The organism is Paenibacillus sp. FSL R7-277 (genome assembly GCF_000517965.1).
In the GTDB taxonomy this organism is placed as follows: Bacteria; Bacillota; Bacilli; order Paenibacillales; family Paenibacillaceae; genus Paenibacillus_AQ; species Paenibacillus_AQ silagei.
In genome coordinates this window covers 398010-415219 of sequence record NZ_ASPX01000080.1, presented here as the reverse complement: position 1 = coordinate 415219, position 17210 = coordinate 398010, and the positions used below count along the sequence as shown (strand labels likewise).

Annotated in this window: 18 protein-coding genes; 14 read left to right on the top strand and 4 right to left on the bottom strand. The window is 53.6% G+C overall.

What is annotated here, in order from left to right; translation table 11 throughout:
- Positions 1-11: 11 nt before the first annotated feature.
- From rsgA to spoVM, 3 genes are all read left to right on the top strand, one after another.
- Positions 12-917, top strand: coding sequence for a ribosome small subunit-dependent GTPase A (gene rsgA / locus C173_RS23940; protein ID WP_036729391.1), 906 nt, complete (start codon positions 12-14; stop codon positions 915-917).
- A 4-nt stretch (positions 918-921) separates the two neighbouring features.
- Positions 922-1593 (top strand): ribulose-phosphate 3-epimerase, encoded by a 672-nt coding sequence (gene rpe / locus C173_RS23935; RefSeq protein ID WP_036729389.1) that lies wholly within the window; start codon positions 922-924, stop codon positions 1591-1593.
- Between the two features lie 213 nt (positions 1594-1806).
- Complete coding sequence (gene spoVM, locus C173_RS23930) at positions 1807-1887, top strand: stage V sporulation protein SpoVM (RefSeq protein ID WP_020431362.1); 81 nt, start codon at positions 1807-1809, stop codon at positions 1885-1887.
- A gap of 173 nt (positions 1888-2060) precedes the next feature.
- Here spoVM and rpmB read toward each other — a convergent pair whose 3' ends face one another.
- Complete coding sequence (rpmB, locus tag C173_RS33855) at positions 2061-2249, bottom strand: 50S ribosomal protein L28 (protein ID WP_076074411.1); 189 nt, start codon at positions 2247-2249, stop codon at positions 2061-2063.
- A gap of 191 nt (positions 2250-2440) precedes the next feature.
- Here rpmB and C173_RS23925 point away from each other — a divergent pair, with 191 nt between their 5' ends.
- The 4 genes from C173_RS23925 (at position 2441) to C173_RS23910 (ending at position 7557) form a co-directional block, all read left to right on the top strand.
- Positions 2441-4225 (top strand): DAK2 domain-containing protein, encoded by a 1785-nt coding sequence (locus C173_RS23925; RefSeq protein ID WP_036729386.1) that lies wholly within the window; start codon positions 2441-2443, stop codon positions 4223-4225.
- Between the two features lie 50 nt (positions 4226-4275).
- Positions 4276-5136, top strand: a complete 861-nt coding sequence (locus C173_RS23920; protein ID WP_036729383.1) for a DegV family protein — start codon at positions 4276-4278, stop codon at positions 5134-5136.
- 15 nt (positions 5137-5151) lie between these two features.
- Entirely contained in the window at positions 5152-7203 is a 2052-nt protein-coding gene (gene recG, locus C173_RS23915; RefSeq protein WP_036729380.1) for an ATP-dependent DNA helicase RecG, read from the top strand.
- A 66-nt stretch (positions 7204-7269) separates the two neighbouring features.
- Positions 7270-7557: a stage VI sporulation protein F gene (locus tag C173_RS23910; RefSeq protein ID WP_036729378.1), complete on the top strand. Its 288-nt coding sequence runs from the start codon at positions 7270-7272 to the stop codon at positions 7555-7557.
- Between the two features lie 114 nt (positions 7558-7671).
- Here C173_RS23910 and C173_RS23905 read toward each other — a convergent pair whose 3' ends face one another.
- Positions 7672-8544 carry a YitT family protein gene (locus tag C173_RS23905; RefSeq protein WP_051478331.1) on the bottom strand — a complete coding sequence of 291 codons (873 nt, stop codon included), beginning with the start codon at positions 8542-8544 and terminating at the stop codon, positions 7672-7674.
- Positions 8545-8605: 61 nt separating this feature from the next.
- Entirely contained in the window at positions 8606-8980 is a 375-nt protein-coding gene (locus tag C173_RS23900; RefSeq protein ID WP_036729375.1) for a hypothetical protein, read from the bottom strand.
- Positions 8981-9246: 266 nt separating this feature from the next.
- Here C173_RS23900 and C173_RS23895 point away from each other — a divergent pair, with 266 nt between their 5' ends.
- Complete coding sequence (locus C173_RS23895) at positions 9247-9582, top strand: DUF2500 domain-containing protein (protein ID WP_063830950.1); 336 nt, start codon at positions 9247-9249, stop codon at positions 9580-9582.
- A gap of 148 nt (positions 9583-9730) precedes the next feature.
- On the opposite strand, the gene C173_RS23890 is transcribed toward C173_RS23895, so the two are convergent.
- Entirely contained in the window at positions 9731-10666 is a 936-nt protein-coding gene (locus C173_RS23890; protein ID WP_235191997.1) for a C40 family peptidase, read from the bottom strand.
- A 326-nt stretch (positions 10667-10992) separates the two neighbouring features.
- Here C173_RS23890 and C173_RS23885 point away from each other — a divergent pair, with 326 nt between their 5' ends.
- The 6 genes from C173_RS23885 (at position 10993) to C173_RS23860 (ending at position 16858) form a co-directional block, all read left to right on the top strand.
- Positions 10993-12069 (top strand): ABC transporter substrate-binding protein, encoded by a 1077-nt coding sequence (locus tag C173_RS23885; RefSeq protein WP_036729373.1) that lies wholly within the window; start codon positions 10993-10995, stop codon positions 12067-12069.
- 69 nt (positions 12070-12138) lie between these two features.
- The gene (locus C173_RS23880) at positions 12139-13068 is read left to right on the top strand and encodes an ABC transporter permease (protein ID WP_036729369.1); all 930 of its coding nucleotides are present in this window, start codon (positions 12139-12141) and stop codon (positions 13066-13068) included.
- A complete protein-coding gene (locus tag C173_RS23875; RefSeq protein ID WP_036729366.1) occupies positions 13055-13849 on the top strand; it encodes an ABC transporter ATP-binding protein in 795 nt (264 codons plus the stop codon). Before C173_RS23880 ends, C173_RS23875 begins: the two co-directional genes overlap by 14 nt.
- Positions 13850-14025: 176 nt before the next feature.
- Positions 14026-14817 (top strand): SDR family oxidoreductase, encoded by a 792-nt coding sequence (locus C173_RS23870; protein WP_036729362.1) that lies wholly within the window; start codon positions 14026-14028, stop codon positions 14815-14817.
- Between the two features lie 240 nt (positions 14818-15057).
- Positions 15058-15780 (top strand): MgtC/SapB family protein, encoded by a 723-nt coding sequence (locus tag C173_RS23865; protein WP_036730147.1) that lies wholly within the window; start codon positions 15058-15060, stop codon positions 15778-15780.
- A gap of 82 nt (positions 15781-15862) precedes the next feature.
- Positions 15863-16858 carry an aldose 1-epimerase gene (locus tag C173_RS23860; protein ID WP_036729359.1) on the top strand — a complete coding sequence of 332 codons (996 nt, stop codon included), beginning with the start codon at positions 15863-15865 and terminating at the stop codon, positions 16856-16858.
- Positions 16859-17210 lie beyond the last annotated feature (352 nt).

Here is a 17210-nt window from a genome sequence, read left to right as displayed (position 1 = left end):
GCTCAGCATGTATGCCTGAAGGAATCATAATCAAAGCGTTAAGCGGATATTACTATGTTAAGCCGCTCAAGGATGAACAGATTGTAACTGAGGAAGAGGCGGTACAGTGCCGGGGGCGCGGCATTCTGAAGAAGAAAGGAATTGCGCCGCTGGTCGGTGACCGGGTAATCTATGTGCTGACCGAGAACGGGGAGGGCATGGTAGATGAGCTGCTTCCCCGTGAATCGGAGCTGATCCGCCCGCAGGTGGCTAACGTGAAGCTCGCGGTGCTGCTGTTCTCCGTGCGGGAGCCGGATATGAATCTTAATCTGCTGGACAAGTTCCTGGTTCATATCGAGCATTCCGGCCTGGAGACGCTGATTGTGCTCACGAAGCAGGATCTGGCCGATGATGAAGGGCAGGCTACGGAAGCTGTCAAAGCTCTATATGAGCAGATTGGTTACGAGGTCATGGTCACAAGCTCGCTGAACGGATCAGGTGCGGATGAGCTGCGTCAGCGTCTGGCCGGTATCATCAGCGTCTTCTCGGGACAGTCGGGCGTAGGGAAGTCCACACTGCTCAACCGCCTTGTACCGGGCCTGGCGCTGGAGACAGGAGAAATCAGCCTCCGTCTCGGGCGCGGACGGCACACCACACGCCATGTAGAGCTGATGGATATAGGTAATGGAGGATTTGTGGCCGACACTCCGGGCTTCAGCCAGCTGGATTTCCTGGAGTTGGGAGTGGATGAGCTGTCCGTGTGCTTCCGGGAGTTCGCCTCTTATGCGGAGAACTGCAAATTCCGCGGCTGCAGCCATCTGCACGAACCGGGCTGCAAGGTGATAGAAGCCTGGAAGTCTGGGGATATTGCAGATAGCCGTTACGAGCATTACAAGCTGTTCTTTAATGAAATGAAAGATAAAAAGCGGAGGTACTAAACTTATGGTAAAAATTGCTCCTTCCATATTGTCAGCAGATTTCGCAGCGCTGGGCGCAGAGGTGGCCGAAGCGGAAGCCAGCGGTGCGGACTGGATTCATGTAGATGTGATGGACGGACATTTTGTGCCGAATATTACGCTGGGTCCCGCGATTGTGTCCGCGGTGAGATCCCATACTTCTTTACCTCTGGATGTACATTTAATGATTGAGAACCCGGAACGCTATATCGCTGATTTTGCGGCAGCGGGCGCTTCTGTGATTACAGTACACGCCGAAGCCTGCGTGCATCTGCATCGTGTAATCCATCAGATCAAGGAGCTCGGCCTGATGGCAGGGGTGGCCATTAATCCGGCTACGCCGGCTGCTGCGGTGCGTGAGGTCCTGGAGGATGTGGATATGGTGCTTGTGATGACCGTCAATCCGGGCTTCGGCGGGCAGGCCTTCATTCCGCGCACACTGCATAAGATTACGCAGCTCCGGGAGTGGGCTGAAGAGATCCATCACAAGGGTCTGCTTATCGAGGTAGACGGCGGAGTAGCCGAAGCTACGGCACCGCTTGTTGCTGAAGCAGGGGCGGATGTGCTTGTGGCAGGTAATGCAGTGTTCGGCCGCAGCGACCGCGCAGGAGCGATCAAGGCCATTCGAGAGGCGGCGGACAGCGCTGTCCGGCAATAGGTGATGACGCCCATTTACTATTGAACGAATTGACCCTCAATCTGCTGCATTCGCATACGGAAGGTATAGGCCAAGTTGTGGTCGCATAAATATGGTTACATGAGCAGAAATCTCATGTAGCCTTTTTTGCGGAGGTCTGCAATCGATGGTATATTTTTCATCTAGACAGGATAGTCTCCTACTGCACGGCATGAATTGATGGGAGGGTTAATTATGAAATTTTATACGTTCAAGCTGCCAAGATTTTTGGGAGGTTTTGTTAAAGCAATTTTGAACACGTTTCAGAAGAGTTAGGTTAAAGAAGACAAGTAAATATGAAAAAAAGCACCTTACGAATGTAAAGGGTGCTTTTTGCTACAAATATAATATCTCTTCTATTCTCGCTGAAACGGATACCGTCTGTGTAAGAACGGCATGTCCGTTTCTACTTGGTATGAGATATCGCCAGGCCCGGTAATGATCGGAAACTAGACGCGTTCAACTTTACCGGATTTCAAAGCACGGGTGCTGACGTACACGCGTTTCGGTTTGCCGTTCACCAAGATACGAACCTTCTGAACGTTAACTCCCCAAGAGCGACGGTTGCGGTTGTTAGCGTGAGACACGTGGTTACCGCTGCCCGGTTTCTTGCCTGTTACTGTACATGTGCGGGACATAGATTACACCTCCTTGTTACTTACACCTGCGTAAAACAATACTTGAATATCATATCACAGCAAAAATTGCTTCGTCAACCGATTCAAAAACATTTATTTCTGCAGACTCTTATAGTACAATATAAATTAGTGCATTATGTCCAGTTGATCATCGAATTGATTAGGCATGAAGTTAGGAAGGGGAATTCTCATTGAGTAAGCGTTCTATAAACGGGACAGATTTTACCGCAATGGTACTAGCCGGTGCGGAAATGCTGCAGCAGCATGCCGAGCATGTCAATTCATTGAATGTGTTTCCGGTGCCGGATGGCGATACGGGCACGAACATGAATCTGACTATGACCGCAGGCGCGAACGAATTGAAGAGAAACAACACAGCCTCTGTCGGTCAATGTGCGGGAGTGCTGTCGAAGGGACTATTGATGGGCGCGCGGGGGAACTCCGGCGTTATTTTGTCACAGCTGTTCAGAGGTCTTGGACGTTATGCGGCCCAATATGATGAGCTTAACACACAGCAGTTCGCTGCAGCACTGCAGACCGGGGTAGATACCGCCTATAAGGCAGTGGTGAAGCCGGTTGAAGGCACCATTCTTACGGTTGCCAAGGAAGCTGCAAGACATGCAGTGTATTATGCACGCCGCACAACGGATATTATCGAGCTGATGACCGAAGTTCTGGCCAAAGCCAAGGAAGCCTTGGCGCATACACCTGAGCTGCTGCCTGTGCTGAAGCAAGTGGGCGTGGTGGATTCGGGTGGCCAGGGTCTGGTCTACATCTATGAAGGCTTCCACCAGCATCTGACCAGCGGAGCAGTCTCAGCACCTGTACAGACTCCTGTGCAAGGACAAGCTGCGGCCCCTGTAGCTGTGCCGGCGCCTGTGCTATCCAAACCTGAGCATGCGTTGTCCTCCGTACAATCTTCCGCGCAATCACAGCTCCATACGGAAGACATTGAATTTTTATATGATATGGAATTTTTCATTAACCGTCAGCTTGGCGCATCCGTGAAAACGGATTTTGATGAGGAAGCTTTTCGGAAAGCGTTATCAGTTAACGGGGATTCAATCATCGTCATCTCGGATGATGAGACAATCAAGGTGCATGTGCATTCTAAGACTCCCGGAGAGGTGCTTAACCTGGCGCTCGTCCACGGGGAGATTACCCAGATTCACATCCTTAACATGCGTGAGCAGCACCGCGATCTGTTGACTGCCGGCATGGACATCGCACCGATGCCGGATGTCTTCGCCGATATCCCGGAAGAGAAGGCCAGCGTGCCGGCGCCGGCGGTTCCTCCTGCGGATGATCTGGCGCCGTACGGCTTCATTGCGGTCTCCTCAGGAGACGGGATCTCGGATATCTTCCGCAGTCTGGGTGTGGATGCGATCCTGGCCGGCGGCCAGACGATGAATCCCAGCACAGAGGATTTCGTGAATGCGATCTCTTCCATTTCGGCCAAGCATATCTACATTCTGCCGAATAACTCCAATATCGTCCTGGCTGCGCAGCAGGCCAAGGAGCTGCTGGAGGGCGAACGTGAGATTACAGTGATTCCAAGCAAGAGTATCCCTCAGGGGATCTCGGCTGCCTTTGCCTTCCAGGAAGAGGATGCGGTTGATACCAACACCAGCAATATGCTGGAGGCGATTGCCCAGGTCAAATCCGGACAGATTACCAATGCTGTACGGGATACCGTTATGGAGAATCTGGAGATCAAATCCGGTCAGTATATCGGCATCGAGAGCTCCAAGATTGTTGCAGCTGCCGATGATTTGCTTACGGTCAGCAAGCAGCTGCTGTCAAGCATGCTGGTGAATGGTGACGAGATCGTTACTGTGCTGACCGGTGCAGACACTGAGGCGGATATTACGGATGCCCTCGGCAGCTGGCTGGAAGAGACGTACCCGCAGGTTGAGGTAGAGATTCATGAAGGCGGCCAGCCGCTGTACTATTATCTTTTCTCAGTTGAGCCGTAGAATCTCTTAAATGAGTGGCGCAGCCAAATCATAGCATGGGGAGGAACATTATGAATCGTACCGTAATCGTTACCGACAGCACCTCCGATATCCCGCCTGCTCTGGCGGAGCAGTACGGCATTGAAGTCGTTCCGCTGACGCTGATGTTCGGCGAAGAGGCATTCCGGGATAATGTGGATATGACTCCGGAACAGTTCTACGAGCGTCTTCCCCGCTCGCCGCAATTGCCGACCACTTCGCAGCCGTCTCCTGTAGAATATATGAATGTGTACCGCCGTATACAGGAGCAGCATCCGGGCAGCTCAATCCTGTCCTTCCACATCTCCTCCGGCTTAAGCGGCACCTACCAGTCTGCTGTCATGGCCAAATCCATGCTGGAAGAGGAGGGAGAAGCTATCACCGTGGTAGATAGCCTCTCCGCCTCATACGGCTTCGGGTTCATGGTCGTGGAGGCCGCCCGGCTGGCGGAGCAGGGGCATGCTCCTGCGGAGATTCTGGCGAAGGTGGAGAGTCTGCGCCAATCCCGCAAGCTGTATTTTCTCGTGGATACCCTGGAATATCTGCAAAAGGGTGGCAGAATCGGCAAGGCATCGGCCATCCTTGGTACGCTGCTCAATATCAAGCCGATCCTGTCCATTGATGCGGAAGGCATTATCTATGCGGTAGAGAAGGTCAGGGGACGCAAGAAGGCAGTCGCCCGCATGATCGAGCTGTTCAAGGCAGATCTGCCGGGTGTGAATACAATACATGTGGCCGTGGGTCATACAGCTGAACCGGCTTCCGGCGAAGAGTTCCTGCGGGAATTAGCCGGACATTTCACCTTGAAAGAGAAGGTTCTGACCAATGTCGGCCCTGTCGTGGGCAGCCATGTCGGGAACGGAACCTTAGCCGTATTCATCTGGCCCGCCTAAGTATAGGGGATGAACATGGTGCTTACTTTGGATTCAATTCAAGTGAAACAAATAACTGGCGTGAGCGCTCAAAAGCAAAGTGAGCTTCACGCCTTTGGCGTCTTTACAGTGAAGGACTTGCTGGAGTATTACCCTTTCCGGTATGAGGATTTCCGTCCGAAATCTCTTAGTGAGGTCAAGCACGGCGATAAGGCAACCGTGGTAGCGAAGGTCATCGGTATTCCGGTACTCCAGCGCTTCGGAGGCAAGTCACGCATGAGCTGCAAGATGGTGGCAGAGCCGTGGATGTTCACTGCTACGTGGTTCAACCAGCATTATGCGCGTGAACAACTGACGGTCGGCCGTGAAGTGGTGCTGACGGGGAAGTGGGACCAGAAGCGCAATCAGATTACGGTGACCAACTATGAATTCCCGGACCGCGGGGAAGGCAAGACAGGGACGCTGCAACCGGTATACTCTGTCGGGGGCAAAATTACACAGTCCTGGATTCGCCGAATTATCGGCCAGGCTCTACAGCAGTACGGGGACCTGATCCCGGAGATTCTGCCGCACAGCATTATGCGCAAATATGACTTCATGTCACGCAAGCGGGCCATTGCCACGATCCATCAGCCGGAGGATACGCGCGAGGGCCAGCAGGGAAGGCGCCGGATGGTGTATGAGGAGCTGTTTCTGTTCCAGCTCAAGGTACAAGCCTTCCGCGTGCTGAACCGTGGCCGGATGGATGGTGTAGTTCATACGGTGGACAATGCAACAGTAAGGCAATTCGTGCGCAGCCTGCCGTTTGAGCTGACCGATGCCCAGAAGCATGTAGAGCTGGAGATTCTGCAGGATATGCGTTCAGGGTATTGCATGAACCGGCTGCTTCAAGGCGATGTGGGCTCCGGCAAAACTGTACTCGCGGCCATAGCGCTCTACGCGACTGTAAGATCCGGATTTCAGGGTGCGCTGATGGTGCCGACTGAAATCCTGGCAGAGCAGCATATGCGCTCGCTCACGAGCATGTTCGAACCGTTCGGCATCACCGTGGGCTTGCTGACCGGGAGCGTGTCCGGCCGCAAACGGAAGGACCTGCTGGCCTCTCTACAGATGGGTATGCTGGATGTGGTCGTCGGAACCCATGCGCTGATTCAGGAGGATGTCTTCTTCCGCAGCCTGGGGCTTGTGGTTACGGATGAGCAGCACCGCTTCGGGGTGAACCAGCGCAGTGTTCTGCGGCGCAAGGGGTACAACCCGGATGTGCTGACGATGACCGCTACTCCGATTCCGCGGACGCTGGCGATCACCGTCTTTGGCGATATGGATGTGTCTACGTTGTCCGAACGGCCGAAGGGGCGTGTGCCGATCACCACCTACTGGGTGAAGCCGGATCTGATGGAGCGGGTGATGAACCTGATCAGCCGCGAGATCGGGCAGGGGCGGCAAGCTTACCTGATCTGTCCGCTGATTGAGGAGTCGGAGAAGCTGGATGTGCAGAATGCGATTGATCTGCATGTGCAGATGTCGCAGGCTTTTCCGGATTATAAGGTGGGCTTGCTTCACGGGAGAATGACGCCGTCTGAGAAGGATGAAGTAATGCGGAACTTCTACAGTAACGAACTGCAGCTTCTGGTGTCTACAACGGTCGTAGAGGTCGGTGTCGATGTCCCGAATGCTACGCTGATGATCATCATGGATGCTGACCGCTTCGGGCTGTCTCAGCTGCATCAGCTGCGCGGCCGGGTCGGCAGAGGGGAGCATGCTTCCTACTGTGTGCTGATGGCTGATCCGAAGTCGGAGATCGGGCGTGAACGGATGACCGCGATGACAGATACGGATGACGGATTCGAGGTATCACGGCGTGATCTGGAGCTGCGGGGACCGGGGGATTTCTTCGGGACGAAGCAGAGCGGCCTGCCGGAATTCCGGCTGGCGGATATGACCGCTGACTTCGAGACGCTGGAGCTGGCGCGCGATGATGCCGCTGAGCTGCTGCGGGAGGCTTCATTCTGGACCTCTGCGGATGTTGCGCCGCTGCGCGGGTATTTGCAGCAGGAACAAATTTTCCAGGGGGATTTAATTGACTGAACAGGCACATCCGGGCACCTGCCTTCATATACTGTGAATGATTGGATATGACAGGAGGTGCTGTACTTGGGTTATCAGCAATATGGAATCAGTCCGCAGCTGGTGGATCGCATCAAGCTGAAAATGAAGAATCCGGCGGTCAAGGAACGCGTCAAGAATATGATTACCGGCATCTCCAAACAGGAGCTGCAGGATACAGCAGTCGTGCGCAAGCTGGTGCGTAATGCCTCGTCGGTGATGCATGAGAAGCTGACGAACGCACAGGAAGAGCAAATTGTGAAATTCGTCATTGCCCAAAAGATTGATCCGAACAATACGTTTCACTTAATCCGCTTATGGGGGATGTTCCGCTGACAAATAGCGGGCTTCAGGAAGCTCCGATAGGCTTGTAATCCAAAAAGCGTTCCCGTAAGTAACATACGGGAACGCTTTTTACTTGTTCTTCGCCATTCTTGAAGGCTATTCGGCTTAGCCCGGCGGCTTATTGCGGAAAAGCGCTGAGATGCGGTTGTTCCGCGCGGCATTGATCACAATCTTGCTATCCTGATCACAGTCATGCACGATAGAGGCGAGCTGTTCTTCCTCCAGCCTGCTTGCCAGGCAGAAGACCGTACCAGGCTCGCCCTCCGGTCCTGTGGATCTTACGAGCTTCACTTCGCGGTCCAGTGTCTGCTGGAGCTTGCGGCGGATCTCCTCGCATTTGCTGCTGGTAATGAACACCGCCTGCGTGAGCGAGAGGTCCCTTAAGGAGAACCGCAGCGCTTCAAAGGCAAGCAGATACGCAATGATACTGTACATCGCCTGATCCCAGCCGAATAATGATCCGCCGTAGAGCAGGATGAGCATGTTGAACAGCATGATCGGCATCTCAGCCGATTTGGGCGGCCCTCCGTTCAGCAGCCGTACGCTCTGCTTCTCGCTTCCTGCGGTCAGCCCACCGAAGCGTACAGAGATGCCCAGGCCGAACCCGAGACATAGTCCCCCGGCAATAGCCGCGGGCAGCGGCTCACTGATTGCCGCCGGGAAATGGTGCAGTGCCAGAGACCCTGCCGTCAGACAGATCAGGCCGAGCATCGTATACAAGGCAAAGCGGAGATTAATCTGCCTGCGCGACATCAGAATAAACGGAAGGTTAAACAGGAACAGGAATAATCCAAGCCGCATTTCTGTCACATGGGACAACAGGGCGGATAATCCGGCAATGCCGCCCGGAAGCAGCTTATGCGGCATCAGGAATAGCTCCAGACCCACGGCTGCAAGTAATCCTCCGCCTACAGTGGACAGCAGACGCAAGGTCTTGGAGTAACGTAAGGGTGCAGCGTTTCTAAATCTGACTTTCATAAGATTTCCTCCTTTCAGCAGGAAACCGGAATTTGTGTTGCGGATAACGGCGCTTGCAGCTTCATTCAGCGTACAGCCGTACTCCTACGAAATGTGAATTATATTTCAGCGGAATCAGCAGCAGCCGCTTCAGCAGAATGTAAATGAAGGGGAGCAGGGATACACAGAGCAGCAGCCCGGGAGGTCCGGACTCCAGCGTCAGCGGGTTCTCACGGGGAGCAAGCCGGACGGCCTGGGTGTCATAAATCTGCGTATGATGTACGCGCACTGGCTGGGCCAGCTTATGCTCATAGCGGTCCGGCCTTACAGAATGCATCTCAGGCTCTTGTTCATGCAGCATCTGGAGGGCCATGATCAGAAAAATCAGCAGCAGCACCGGAAGGAACACAGCCTTCAGCAGATCCAGCAGCGTCAGTCGCGTCCAATCTCTCCTCATGAGAACCCCCCCTTTTTTTTGTACATCGCAGTTAAAGCATATCATAGGATCTTAGCAGGACCAAATATAATACGCTATTATTTCAAGGCCTGCGACTACGGAATAACGAAACCGGAGCTGCTACGCTGCGTATTCTCTAGTAAATTGAACTTTTTGTGAAAAAATGTTCGGAAGGAGCGGTTAATTTGCATAATGCAGGCGTATTTAACGGTTTGTACCCGGCCGTTGCCAGCAGCCAGAGCGGGTTTTTCACGGAGGGGCCATTCTTGTTAAAGCTCATTCTGCTGCTGATCGCGGGCTTTGTTACTTACACGATTTGGAGAGGGCTCAAGACCTGGATGACGAACCAGACCAGCCCTCTGCAATCAAGGGTAGTTACGGCTGTTGCCAAACGGACAGAGGTTTGGGGCGGAAGAGGGCATATGGGAACGCATACGAGTTATTATGTGACCTTTGAATTCCATAATGGCAGCCGCAGAGAGCTTGAAGTGAAGCCGAGGGCATATTCCATGATTGTAGAGGGGGACCGGGGGGAGCTGTCATACCAGGGCAGCCGGTTCAAAGGGTTTGTGCGGGCAGGGATGCAGAGGGATAGCGGGTGATTGTTGAAGCGAACGGAGAATGCCTCCATGAAGAGCCGGGAGTAACCTTTGGAATAGCATTTATTTGCAGCAAAAAAATGCAAGGAAGCGGACCGGTCGCTAAGTGAGCGAGCCCGGGCAAGCTGCCTTGCATTTATTGTGTCCTGTTCTAGAGCACGCGCTGCATGTGCAGAATTACGTTGCTCCAGTATCCGCTGTCCAGCTCACTGATCTGCACGCCGGGGTCACCCCAGGTGTGAATGAAATTCCCGCCGCCGATGTAGATACCGACATGACCGGGAACCGCGTCGCTCTCGAAACGTCCGGGTACGGTGAAGAAGATCAGGTCGCCGGGCTCCAGCGAGCTGCGCGATACCCGTCTGCCGATATTGTCCTGATCTTTGGCCAGCCGGGGCAGATCCACCCCGAATTTCTGAAAGACATGGCGTGTAAAGGACGAGCAGTCGAAGCGCTTGGTCTCTTCATACGGTCCGGCACCGAAATCATAAGGCACACCGAGAAATTTTTTGGCATAAGAGACCAGCTCGCCCGTGTCCACATTCGATACACTCTGAATCCGCAGCGGCTTCGCAGCCTCCACCTTGGCGGAGTCCTCTGTATTCTCCCTATCAGAAGGAGTCGCGATATTGATCTCGCCAGTAACGGGATTCCAGCCGACCTCAGTCTGCAGCAGCTTGGACAAGGCGGTGGGGGTGATATAGATTTGACCTTCGCGGCGGACGGGAACATCGGGAAGGGTGATTTTCTGGCCCAATGAGAACACCTGGCTGGAATCCGGCCGCAGCATATACATGACATCACTATAGCCGAGCTTGGTGTATCCGCCGCTTGCCGTGTCATCCTTCATCCGGAAGCCGATAGAGGCGATAGCCGGTTTGAGCGGAATCCAATACTTGCCTTCTTTGTCGGTAAAAGAATTCTTCTCATAATAGCTGCCTGCGAACGTTCCGGTTGGCGTCAGCGAGTTAACCTTGGGAGTGCTGTCCTTGCTGGTGTAGCTGCAGGCGGTTGTTCCGGCAATGGCGGTAGCTAGGATGGCGGAGGATAATAAAATTTTGCTGGTACGCAGATTGATTATTGGCATGGGGCACGCTCCATCTTCAAACTTTAAGGTAAGTTTGTGCAGGACCGCTTATTTTATGTGCTGCAGGCCTTAGCAAACAATGTCAAGAGAAACCGCAGATTGTTGAAGCGAGGAGGCACTCATTGTGCGTATTTTGTAAAATATGGACCTCACTTAAATGATTGACGGGAAATCAACCTACATATAATATATGTTTAATAGATTCGGGGAGCGGATGGGGACAGGCTGCGGGCCTTCGCTTTAATGCTTTTAAAGATGAAAGCGATAATGCTGGACCGCTAGCCCAGGTTCTCGCGCTGAACCCGTACAAGAAGAGGGGTAATCTGATGAAGACGAAGAAGATTTGGATGGGGCTAAGTATGGCCTTGATGCTCGTAGCTGCCGGTTGCGGGAACAATAATGCAGCAGTGAAGAATGACCCGGGTACCGGGAATGCCCCGGCCGCAGCGACGGAAGCTCCTGCCTCGGGTGCAGGCTCCGGCGATGCCAAGTCCTACAAGATTGCCATCTCGCAATATGTGGAGCATCCGTCACTGGACGCTACCCGTGAGGGATTCCTGGCTGCGCTGAAGGATGGCGGGATTGTCGAAGGGGAGAACCTGAAGGTAGATCTTCAGAACGCTCAGGCGGATCAGGCCAACAACCTGTCCATTGCCCAGAAGATTGCCGGCGACAAGAACGATCTGGTGCTGGGGATTGCAACGCCTTCGGCTCAGGCTGTCGTGCAGAATGTGAAGGACACTCCGATTCTCTTCGCTGCCGTAACCGACCCTCTTGATGCCAAGATTGTAAGTGATCTTGAGCATCCCGGAGGCAATGTGTCCGGCGTATCGGATACTAATCCGGAGTCGATTACCCGCCTGATGAACTTCATTGCGACGCAGTTCCCCAAGGTGAAGAAGCTTGGTCTGGTTATTAATGAAGGGGAGCCCAATGCTGTAGTTATGGCTGATATCGCAAAGGGTGAGCTGGACAAGCACGGGATCGAGCTGGTGAAGGCGGCGATTACCAACACTTCAGAAGTGAAGCAGGCTGCGGAATCGCTTGTAGGGCGCGTGGATGCGCTGTACATTACACTCGATAACTCCGTGGTCAGCGGCGTAGACGCCATTATCCAGACGGCCAACGACAACAAGCTTCCGTTCTTCTCGGCAGACCGTGATACGGTGGAGAAGGGTGCTTTTGCTACAGTAGGCTTCAAGTACTATGATCATGGCTATCAGGTCGGCCAAATGGCGGTAGAAGTGCTTAAGAACGGAAAAAGTCCCGGTGATATGAAGGTGACGATGCAGGAGAAGCTGGACTTGGTCCTTAATCTCAAGGCGGCGGCGGCACAGGGAATTGAAGTAACGGATGCTATGAAGGCTGAAGTGGCTGATCCGGGCAATAATATTATTCAATAACCTACAGAGTTCATAAACAGGGTGCGTCCGAGCTGGGCGCCCTTTGCCGCTTGAGGGAGGAAGTCAGCAATGTATAATTCATTAATCGGGGCTCTGGAAATGGGCCTGCTCTACGCATTCATGGCACTTGGGGTGTATATTACCTTCCGTATTCTGGATTTTCCCGATCTGACGGTGGATGGAAGCTTTACAACCGGCGGCGCGATTGCTGCAGTGATGATCAGCAGCGGTTATTCTCCGCTATTGGCGACCTTGTGCGCAATGCTCGGGGGAATGGCGGCAGGGATGTGTACCGGTCTGCTCCATACCAAAGGTAAAATCAACGGGCTGTTGTCCGGGATTCTGATGATGATTGCCTTGTATTCGATCAATCTGCGGATTCTGGTGAAGCCGAATGTCTCCTTGATGGGAGATGACACATTGTTCAGCTCCATGAATCCGCTGCTGGTCATGCCTTTTATCGTTGTACTGGTCAAAATCCTGATGGATCTGTTCCTGCGCACCGATCTGGGACTGGCCCTGCGGGCCACCGGCGACAACTCGCGGATGATCCGCAGCTTCGGGGTGAACACAGATACAACAACCATTCTGGGGATCAGCCTGTCGAACGGGCTGGTGGCGCTCTCGGGCGCATTGATCGCCCAGTATTCTTCCTTCGCCGATGCGTCGATGGGGATCGGTATGATTGTTATCGGGCTTGCGTCGGTGATTATCGGGGAAGCGATCTTCGGTGCGAAGAACGTCTTCCGGGCGACACTGGCTGTGCTGCTCGGCTCCATCGTGTACCGGATCGTTGTCGCTCTGGCACTCCGGGTGTCTTGGCTCAAGCCTTCCGATCTCAAGCTGATCACCGCAATTATCGTCATTATTGCCCTCGTCTTCCCGTCGGTTCAGCGGTATGTGAAGCAGAAGAGCACGGCCCGCAGACGGACGGCAGAGCTTGCTGAGCTGGCTCAGCGCAGTAAGCAGAGAGGAGGGGCCGCCAATGTTGAAGCTTGACAATGTATGTAAGCTGTTCAACCCCGGCTCGCCGGATGAGAAGGTCGCGCTGCTGGGGATCGATCTTGAACTGAACGCGGGCGATTTCGTAACGATTATCGGCAGTAACGGTGCCGGCAAATCTACACTGATGAATATTATCTCAGGCGTGATGAAGCCCGATCTGGGGGAAGCGCGTATTGAAGGCAGCTCGATCAGCCATCTGGCGGAGTACCAGCGAGCACGCTGGATCGGCCGGGTCTTCCAGGACCCGATGGCCGGGACTGCGCCGCATATGACGATTGAGGAGAACCTGGCTATGGCCTACAAGCGGGGCAAGCCCCGCGGGCTGTCCTTGGGTGTTAATACGCACAGACGTACGCTGTTCCGCGAACAGCTCAGCCGCCTGGGCATCGGCCTAGAGGACCGGCTGCGGGCCAAGGTGGGGCTGCTCTCAGGAGGCGAGCGGCAGGCGCTGAGCCTGCTGATGGCGACCTTCACCCAGCCGCAGATTCTGCTGCTGGATGAGCATACGGCTGCGCTGGACCCTTCGCGTGCCGAGCTGATCACTACCCTAACGGAATCTATTGTCCGTGAGATGAAGCTGACTACACTGATGGTTACCCATAACATGGATCAGGCGATCCGCCTGGGCAACCGGCTCATCATGATGGATAAAGGCTCGATCATCCTCGATTTCGATGAGACGCGCAAAAAGGATCTGACGGTAGAGCGTCTGCTTGGCGAATTCGAAGCGATCAGCGGACATAAGCTGGCTGACGACCGGATGATGCTGGGCTGATTCAGAATCATCATTCCTGAGCTTCATGGCTTGATCTGCCGCCGGTTTATCCGGCAGCGGGTCAAGCTTTTTGCCATTTCAGGTGCGCTGGTCCGATTCATATCCGGGTATGAGAGGTAAAGTTAAGGGAAAGAACTTGACTTGAACATCAAACACCAATGGAGGCGACTGCACATATGACTGCGAACAAACTGGAAGGCAAGGTAGCGATTGTTACAGGAGGCGGCTCGGGCATCGGCCGGGCATCTGTGCTGGAGTTCGCCAGAAGCGGGGCCAAGGTGGCCCTTCTGGACCGGACGGTAGAGAATGCGGAGAAGGTGGCCGCTCAGATCAAGCAGGAGGGCGGAGAAGCCGCAGTGTTTGAATGCGACATCGCTGATCCGCCGCAAGTGGAGCATGCTGTGAAACAGGTAGTGGAGAAGTGGGGGCAGCTGGATGTAGTCTTCGCCAATGCCGGGATCAACGGGGCCATGACACCGATTGAGACGATGGACATCGAGTCCTGGGACCAGACGATTCAGATTAATCTGCGGGGCACCTTCGCCACCGTCAAGTATGCGATTCCCCATCTCAAAGAGAAGGGCGGCAGTATTCTGATCAACAGCTCGATCAACGGCAACCGGGTATTCTCCAATGTCGGGTTCTCTGCCTATAGTACGACCAAGGCTGGTCAGGTGGCTTTTATGAAAATGGCTGCTCTTGAGCTGGCCCAGTACAAGATACGTGTAAACGCTATCTGTCCGGGAGCGATTACCACGAATATCGATGATAATACCTATCCTTCGGATGATCTTAAGGAAGTGCAGATTGAAGTGGAATTCCCGGATGGCGGGCAGCCGCTGGAGAAGGGGCCGGGGCGTCCGGATCAGGTGGCTAAGCTGGCGCTGTTCCTGGCTTCTGAGGATTCGGATCATATCACGGGTACGGAAATCTACTGTGATGGAGCGGAATCCCTCCTGCACGGCTAATCCTTCTATAAGTCACTCATTGCTCATATGATGGGATAAGTGAAGTCTTCTCTGAAGCGGACGATGTTCCTTGCCGGAGCCTTAGGCAGTACTGCCTGAAGCTCCCGGTTAGCGGGGATAGGCGTCCGTTTCTTGTTTTGACCGGGCAGCAGAAAATTTCAGTAAAAGTTGCAGCGCATTTCAGGTATACTGATTCTATGTGCCATGACGGGCGAGGAAGGAGGAAAATAAATTATGAATATGGACCTGCTGCATATGGAATCAATCATCAAGCTGCTTGTGGCCATGCTGTTCGGGCTGTTCATCGGCATTGACCGCCAATTGAAACAGAAACCGCTGGGAATCCGGACCAGTATGGTCATCAGCATCGCTAGCTGTCTGGTAACTCTGGTATCTATTCATGCGTATGACAAATTCGGCGGACCGGATCATCCCAATATGGACCCGATGCGTCTGGCAGCGCAGATTGTCAGCGGTATCGGTTTTTTGGGAGCGGGTGTTATTCTGCGCAGAGGCGGAGATGCGATCTCCGGCTTAACCTCGGCCGCGCTGATCTGGACGGCATCTGGTATCGGAATTGCAGTTGGCGCAGGCTTTTATGTAGAGGCGGGTTATGCGGTTATATTGCTTATGTTCGCGGTTAACGCTGTGCCTCTGCTTATCAAAGCCATCGGACCTGAAGTGCTGAACAAGCACGAGATCTCCATCAAAATCATTATGGAACCGAACTATATCCTGACGGATGTGATTCAGAAGATTGAGCAGCGGCATGTCATGACCGACCAGCGCAAAACGCGCAAAACCGGCCGGACCATCCGGCGAATGAAGATCAAGGATCTTGAGGATGGCAGGCAGATGATCGACATGGTCGTTTCTGCGCCAGACAAGGATTATGCTACGGAAATCTATTATGATGTGAAAAAAATCGAGCATGTCATGAGTGTCGAAGTCGAGCAGCTGTAAAAATGGCATGTTGCCATTCCGGCAGATGTGGTACTCTATCTATGAGAGAGTCATTTTGATCATATGGAAGGGGATTATTGTAATGACACCGATTACAGCATTTGAAGGACACTATGAGGGAGAGGCCGCTGTCTGGCTGAAGGCCGGCCGTTATGAAGCGGCTATTCTGCCGGGCATCGGCGGGAATCTGATCTGCTTCCGGGATACTGAGAGCGGTTACCGTTTCTTGCATGAGCCTGGCGCGGAAGAGATGGAAGCGTTCAAGGCGAACCCGGGTATACACGGTATTCCTGTACTGTTTCCGCCGAACCGCTATGAGGATGGAGAGTTCCCGTGGAATGGACAGACCTATCATTTGCCTGTCAATGAAGCCAAAACCGGCAATCATCTGCATGGCTTCCTACATACAGCAGCATGGGAGGTAGAGGAATTCGGCACCGGCACAAGCGAAAGCTTCGTCACTGTAGCGATCAAGGTGGATGAGAACCATCCGTCCTATCAGTATTTGCCGTTCAAATATACGATCAAGCTGCGCTACACGCTCGGTGAAGGCGGCCTGTCCCAGCAGCTGCTGGTCCACAATGACGGCGATGTGCTGATGCCTTGCCTGCTGGCGTTCCATACCGCTATTAATGCTCCGTTCGCCCCAGGCAGCAGCGCGCAGGATTACCGCGTCAAGGTGACTATCGGCGAGCGCTGGGAGCTGAGCAGCGACCGGATGCTGCCGACCGGCAAATTCCAGGAGCTGACTGCTGATGAGGTGGCTCTGCGCGGCGAAGGCGTGTATCCGTTCTATGCATCGATGGACAACCACTATACCGCAGCCGCCCAGAATGGACGGAACCGGATGGAGCTGACCGACCGCAAGGCCGGAGTTACGCTGGTGTATGATGTGGGTACCTCGTATAAGCAATGGATGATCTGGAACAACGGAGCAACCGAAGGCTTCTTCTGTCCTGAGCCGCAGATCAACCTGGTGAATGCGCCAAAGGTGGATCTGCCTGCTGATGACATCGGCTTGTTCGGGCTGGAGCCTGGGGAATATTGGGAGGAGAGCAGCCGGATATACGTGAAGTAGGCTTAGGCACAGGCGTCATTCCGGTGAATATTTGGACTTCCGGCCGCTGTTGTCCCCAGATTTCTTGATTTGTACCGCTTACCGCGGTGGAAATCCGGGGACAAAGGCGGACGCTACCGCTCCTACAGTTCCAAAATCCCCCTCCAATCCTTGGCCTAATTTGTTATTATCCTTTTCAGTCTATCCCGCTGGGATGAGAATAGAAAAGAAAAGAAAAGAGCAGCGTCTGATGTATGGATGCTGCTCTTTTTTGTAGCGTTGTACTCATTTGGGAAATGAATTTTAAGGAGGTTTTAAGCTTAAAGGCGTATACTACTCCTTTAATAGTTAGGAGTGAATGAACTTGTCTCGG